5 protein-coding genes are annotated in these 5023 nt (G+C 70.5%); 2 read left to right on the plus strand and 3 right to left on the minus strand.

The annotated features are described in order from the left end of the window. Positions 1-142 precede the first annotated feature (142 nt). The 3 genes from QR77_RS26050 to QR77_RS26055 form a co-directional block, all read right to left on the minus strand. The gene (locus QR77_RS26050; RefSeq protein ID WP_107068988.1) at positions 143-637 is read right to left on the minus strand and encodes a DUF417 family protein; all 495 of its coding nucleotides are present in this window, start codon (positions 635-637) and stop codon (positions 143-145) included. Between the two features lie 102 nt (positions 638-739). Further along, a complete protein-coding gene (locus tag QR77_RS44030; RefSeq protein ID WP_078877140.1) occupies positions 740-946 on the minus strand; it encodes an acyl-CoA carboxylase epsilon subunit in 207 nt (68 codons plus the stop codon). Between the two features lie 13 nt (positions 947-959). Beyond that, the gene (locus QR77_RS26055; protein ID WP_040024509.1) at positions 960-2534 is read right to left on the minus strand and encodes an acyl-CoA carboxylase subunit beta; all 1575 of its coding nucleotides are present in this window, start codon (positions 2532-2534) and stop codon (positions 960-962) included. Positions 2535-2703: 169 nt separating this feature from the next. Between QR77_RS26055 and QR77_RS26060 the strand changes: the two genes are divergently transcribed. After that, a complete protein-coding gene (locus QR77_RS26060; protein ID WP_040024511.1) occupies positions 2704-3579 on the plus strand; it encodes a biotin--[acetyl-CoA-carboxylase] ligase in 876 nt (291 codons plus the stop codon). 252 nt (positions 3580-3831) lie between these two features. Next, on the plus strand, positions 3832-5004 hold the full coding sequence (locus QR77_RS26065; protein ID WP_040024513.1) for an adenylate/guanylate cyclase domain-containing protein: 1173 nt from the start codon (positions 3832-3834) through the stop codon (positions 5002-5004). The last annotated feature ends 19 nt before the right edge of the window (positions 5005-5023 follow it).

A 5023-nucleotide genomic window follows, 5' to 3' on the forward strand; every position in this document is an offset into this window, starting at 1 on the left:
CCCGGGGATGCTCGCTTGTTCTGCTGCTTTGCTCCCGGCTGCCACTTGCTTGCCCTGCGGGGCGCGTGCGAATTGTGTGGCAGCGGCCTGTTGTTGAGGCTTCGGTTGCGTCTGCCGGGGCGGGGCGGGGCGGAAGGTGCGGCTACATCTCTTGCTTGGTGCGTGCCGCTTCTAGGGATTCGCCCAGGGTCCACAGCGATACGCTGATCAGGACCAGGTCCTTCAGGAGGAACTGGCCCGGTTTGCCCGACAGGACGGGCAGGGGGCCGGCGAATTCGGTGATGACGCCGGGGGTGGTGAAAAGGAAGCTCAGCGTCCCCAGGAACAGCACGATCGCGATGGCGCTCCCCACGGCGGAGATCCGTGGTGAGAAGGGGCGGATCGCGATGAGTGCGGCGGTGACGATTTCCAGGGTGCCCAGTGTGTCTGCCAGTGCGTCCTGGCTGAAGAAATCGTAGAGCCAATTCATCAGCGGGCTTTCCATGATCAGCGCGTGGCTCTCCATTTTGACGTACTTGCCCGCCCCGATCCAGGCGATCACGATGACGAGTCCGTATCTGCTCGCGAGATGACCGGCGCGGGTGATCAGAGCGGCAGGTATTCTCCTGGGCGCGACGTTGCTCGGAGCGTTCGGCATTCCGTGAAATCCCTTCGGCGTGCAGGTGAATACCGAAGCGAGAGTAGGCGGAGACGAACGCTCCGAGCGGTTTTTTGATCTTCCGTCACATTTACGTAAGCACTAACCGGGCCAGTACGTACGTGCCCACGCGCCCGGCCCCGGCCGCGCCGGCGGGCGGTGGGCGATTCTGGCCGGGGACGACCAGGCGGCCGGGGCCGGCGGTGGGGCCGGTGGGTCGTCCGCCGCTGCCGCGGTGCGTGCCTGGACCACCGCTACGGCGGCGGCCAGCTCTTCTGGGGTCGGGTTTCCCCTTATGACCCTGATCATCGTCCGCTCCCTCCTACAGGGGGATGTTGCCGTGCTTCTTCGGAGGCAGGCTCGCCCGCTTCGTGCGCAACTGGCGCAGCCCCTTCACGATGTGGGCCCGGGTGTCCGCCGGCATGATCACCGCGTCGACGTAGCCGCGCTCCGCCGCCACGTACGGGTTGAGCAGCGCGTCCTCGTACTCCTGGATCAGACCGGCGCGCGCGGTCTCCTGCGCGGCCTCGTCGCCGGCCGCCGCGATCGTGCGGCGGTGCAGGATGTTCACCGCGCCCTGTGCGCCCATCACGGCGATCTGGGCGGTCGGCCAGGCCACGTTGAGGTCGGCGCCGAGGTGCTTGGAGCCCATCACGTCGTACGCGCCGCCGAACGCCTTCCTGGTGATCACGGTGATCAGCGGCACCGTCGCCTCGGCGTACGCGTAGATCAGCTTGGCGCCGCGGCGGATGATGCCGCCGTACTCCTGGTCCACACCCGGCAGGAAGCCCGGCACATCCACGAAGGTCAGCACCGGCACATTGAATGCGTCGCACGTCCGGACGAAACGCGCCGCCTTCTCACTGGCGTTGATGTCCAGACAACCGGCGAACTGCATCGGCTGGTTGGCGACGACGCCGACCGGAAAGCCCTCGACCCGGCCGAAACCGGTGAGGATGTTCGGCGCGAACAGCGCCTGCGTCTCCAGGAATTCACCGTCGTCCAGCACATGCTCGATCGCGGTGTGCATGTCGTACGGCTGGTTCGCCGAGTCGGGGATCAGCGTGTCGAGTTCGCGGTCCTCGTCCGTCGTCTCCAGCAGGGCCTCCTCGGGGAAGGCGGGCGGCTCGGAGAGATTGTTCGACGGGAGGTACGAGAGAAGGGACTTGACGTACTCGACGGCGTCCTTCTCGTCGCCCGCCATATGGTGCGCGACGCCGGACGTCGTGTTGTGCGTACGGGCGCCGCCCAGCTCCTCGAAGCCGACGTCCTCGCCGGTGACCGTCTTGATGACATCGGGTCCCGTGATGAACATGTGCGAGGTCTGGTCGACCATCACCGTGAAGTCGGTGATGGCGGGGGAGTACACCGCCCCGCCGGCACACGGGCCCACGATCAGGCTGATCTGCGGCACCACGCCCGAGGCGTGCACATTGCGGCGGAAGATCTCGGCGAAGAGGCCGAGCGCGGCCACGCCCTCCTGGATGCGGGCGCCGCCGCCGTCGTTGATCCCGATGATGGGGCAGCCCGTCTTCATCGCGAAGTCCATGACCTTGACGATCTTCTCGCCGTAGACCTCGCCGAGCGAGCCGCCGAAGATCGTGAAGTCCTGGGAGTACACGCAGACCGGGCGGCCGTCGACCGTGCCGTAGCCGGTGACCACGCCGTCGCCGTACGGGCGGTTCTTCTCGATCCCGAAATTCGTCGAACGGTGTCTGGCGAACTCGTCCATCTCGACGAACGACCCCTCGTCGAGCAGCAGGCCGATCCGCTCGCGGGCCGTGAGCTTGCCCTTGGCGTGCTGCTTCTCCACAGCGCGCTCCGAGCCGGCGTGCGTGGCTTCATCGATACGGCGCTGTAGATCCGCGATCTTGCCCGCGGTGGTGTGGCTGGACATACGGGGTGCGGCTCCCTGCGGGGTTGCGGGTGCGGGGGACGGGTCTCGGGACGGGTACGGGGTCGGGGTCTCGGGTGCGGCTCGGACGGGTCGGTTGCTACCGACCCGTAGCGTATCGGCGCCTATACCGTTCGGCAGTGCGGTGTTTGACACACCTAGGGTGGCTTGCATGACAGACCCGAACACACCGGCGGGCCCGGGCGGCGGACGCTGGTCCGACCTGGACCGGCCGCCGCTGAACGCGACCGCCCTGCGCCGTGCCCTCGTCAGGCCGGGCAGCCTGTGGACCTCGCTCGATGTCGTCCCCTCGACCGGTTCCACCAACTCCGACCTGGCGGCGCGGGCCGCCGAGGGACTGCCGGAGGGCGCCGTGCTGGTGGCCGAGGAGCAGTCGGAGGGACGCGGCCGGCTCGGCAGGACCTGGTCGGCGCCGGCCCGCTCGGGCATCTTCTTCTCCGTACTCCTCAGACCGGGCCGCGATGTGCCGACGGAGCGCTGGGGGTGGCTGCCGCTGCTCACCGGCGTCGCGCTCGCGACGGCGCTGGCGCGCGCCGCCGGAGTGGACACTTCCCTCAAATGGCCCAACGACCTGCTGGTGTCCGTGGACGGCGAGGAGCGGAAGGCCGGCGGGATCCTCGCCGAACGGTCCGGCGACGACGCGGTGATCGTCGGCATCGGCCTCAACGTCTCCCTCCGGGAGTCCGAGCTGCCCGTACCGACTGCGGGCTCGCTGGCACTGGCCGACGCGGCCTCCCTGGACCGCGACCCGCTGCTGCGGGCCGTGCTCCGCACGCTGGAGCAGTGGTACGGCGACTGGCGCGCGGCCGGCGGCGATCCGGCCGTCTCGGGACTCCAGGAGGCGTACGCGGCGGGCTGCGCGACGCTGGGGCGCCGGGTGCGGGCCGAGCTGCCCGGCGGACGGGAGCTGCTGGGGGAGGCGGTGGCGATCGACGGGGACGGGCGGCTGGTGCTGGCCACGGAGGACGGCGTGCAGATGCCGGTCTCGGCCGGGGACATCGTGCATCTGCGGGTGGCGGAGGCCTGAGGTTCTGGCGGGCATCGGCGCGGGGCGTATGCCGGTGGTACGTCCCGCCCGGTGCCCGCCGCGTGCGCGCCGGGCGTACCCCGGGTGTCCGCCGTACGTCCCGCCGGGGGGCGCCCCGACCCGAGCGCGCCGGGACCAAGAGGGCGAACCGCGACGTGAGCCAGGGCACACCTGCCGTATCGTTGAGCCGGATCGACCCCAGATCGGCAGATCGGCAGGAGCAGTGCGCAGGGAACGGGCAGGAGGCGGCGTGTGACCGTCGACGACACGACTTCCGGCGCGGACGACCCGCGACCGCCGTCGGACTCCTCGGGCCACCCCAACCCGCACCACGCCGTCGACCACACGGCCGAGCCGACCGACAACCCGCTGGCGATCCGCCTGGAGCAGTTGATCCTGGGCGCCGAGCGGCGCTACACGCCGTTCCAGGCCGCCCGCACCGCCGGCGTCTCGATGGATCTCGCCTCCCGCTTCTGGCGCGCCATGGGTTTCGCCGACATCGGGCAGGCGAAGGCGCTCACCGAGGCCGACGTCCTCGCGCTGCGGCGGCTCGCCGGTCTCGTCGAGGCCGGGCTGCTCAGCGAACCGATGGCGATCCAGGTCGCCCGCTCGACGGGGCAGACGACCGCCCGACTGGCCGAGTGGCAGATCGATTCGTTCCTGGAGGGGCTGACGGAGCCGCCCGAGCCGGGAATGACACGTACGGAGGTCACGTACCCGCTGGTGGAGCTGCTCCTGCCGGAGCTGGAGGAGTTCCTCGTGTACGTGTGGCGGCGCCAGCTCGCCGCGGCCACGGGCCGGGTCGTGCAGGCCGCCGACGACGAGGAGATGGTCGACCGGCGTCTCGCCGTCGGCTTCGCCGACCTCGTCGGGTTCACCCGGCTGACCCGGCGGCTGGAGGAGGAGGAGCTGGGCGAGCTGGTCGAGGCGTTCGAGACGACCTCCGCCGACCTCGTCGCCGCGCACGGCGGCCGGCTGATCAAGACCCTCGGAGACGAGGTCCTGTACGCGGCGGACGACGCGGGGACCGCGGCGGAGATCGCGCTGCGGCTGATAGAGACCATGGCGCACGACGAGACGATGCCGGCGCTGCGCGTCGGCATCGCTTTCGGCACGGTCACCACGCGCATGGGCGACGTCTTCGGGACCACGGTGAATCTGGCGAGCCGCCTCACGTCGATAGCGCCCAAGGACACGGTGCTGGTCGACGGCGCGCTCGCCGAGGAGCTGATCCGTACGCGCGAGGCGCCCGGCTCGGAGGCGCAGGCCGCGGAGAGCGCGGCGAAGGCCGAGAAGGAGGGCGAGGAGCCGCCCGCCTACCGCTTCGCGCTCCAGCCGATGTGGCAGCGGCCCGTGCGCGGGCTCGGCATCGTGGAGCCGTGGCTGCTGGCGAGGCGCGCCCAGGGGCGCCCGCAGGGGCGCTGAGCGTCCCAGGCCTGCCCTG

The sequence above is a fragment of the Streptomyces sp. 150FB genome (assembly GCF_000818195.1).
Taxonomy (GTDB): domain Bacteria; phylum Actinomycetota; class Actinomycetes; order Streptomycetales; family Streptomycetaceae; genus Streptomyces.

What these genes read in the sequence shown, in the direction of transcription:
- QR77_RS44030 (WP_078877140.1), bottom strand. Translation starts at nt 946, where the DNA reads ATGATCAGGGTCATAAGGGGAAACCCGACCCCAGAAGAGCTGGCCGCC.
- QR77_RS26060 (WP_040024511.1), top strand. Translation starts at nt 2,704, where the DNA reads ATGACAGACCCGAACACACCGGCGGGCCCGGGCGGCGGACGCTGGTCC.
- QR77_RS26050 (WP_107068988.1), bottom strand. Translation starts at nt 637, where the DNA reads ATGCCGAACGCTCCGAGCAACGTCGCGCCCAGGAGAATACCTGCCGCT.
- QR77_RS26055 (WP_040024509.1), bottom strand. Translation starts at nt 2,534, where the DNA reads ATGTCCAGCCACACCACCGCGGGCAAGATCGCGGATCTACAGCGCCGT.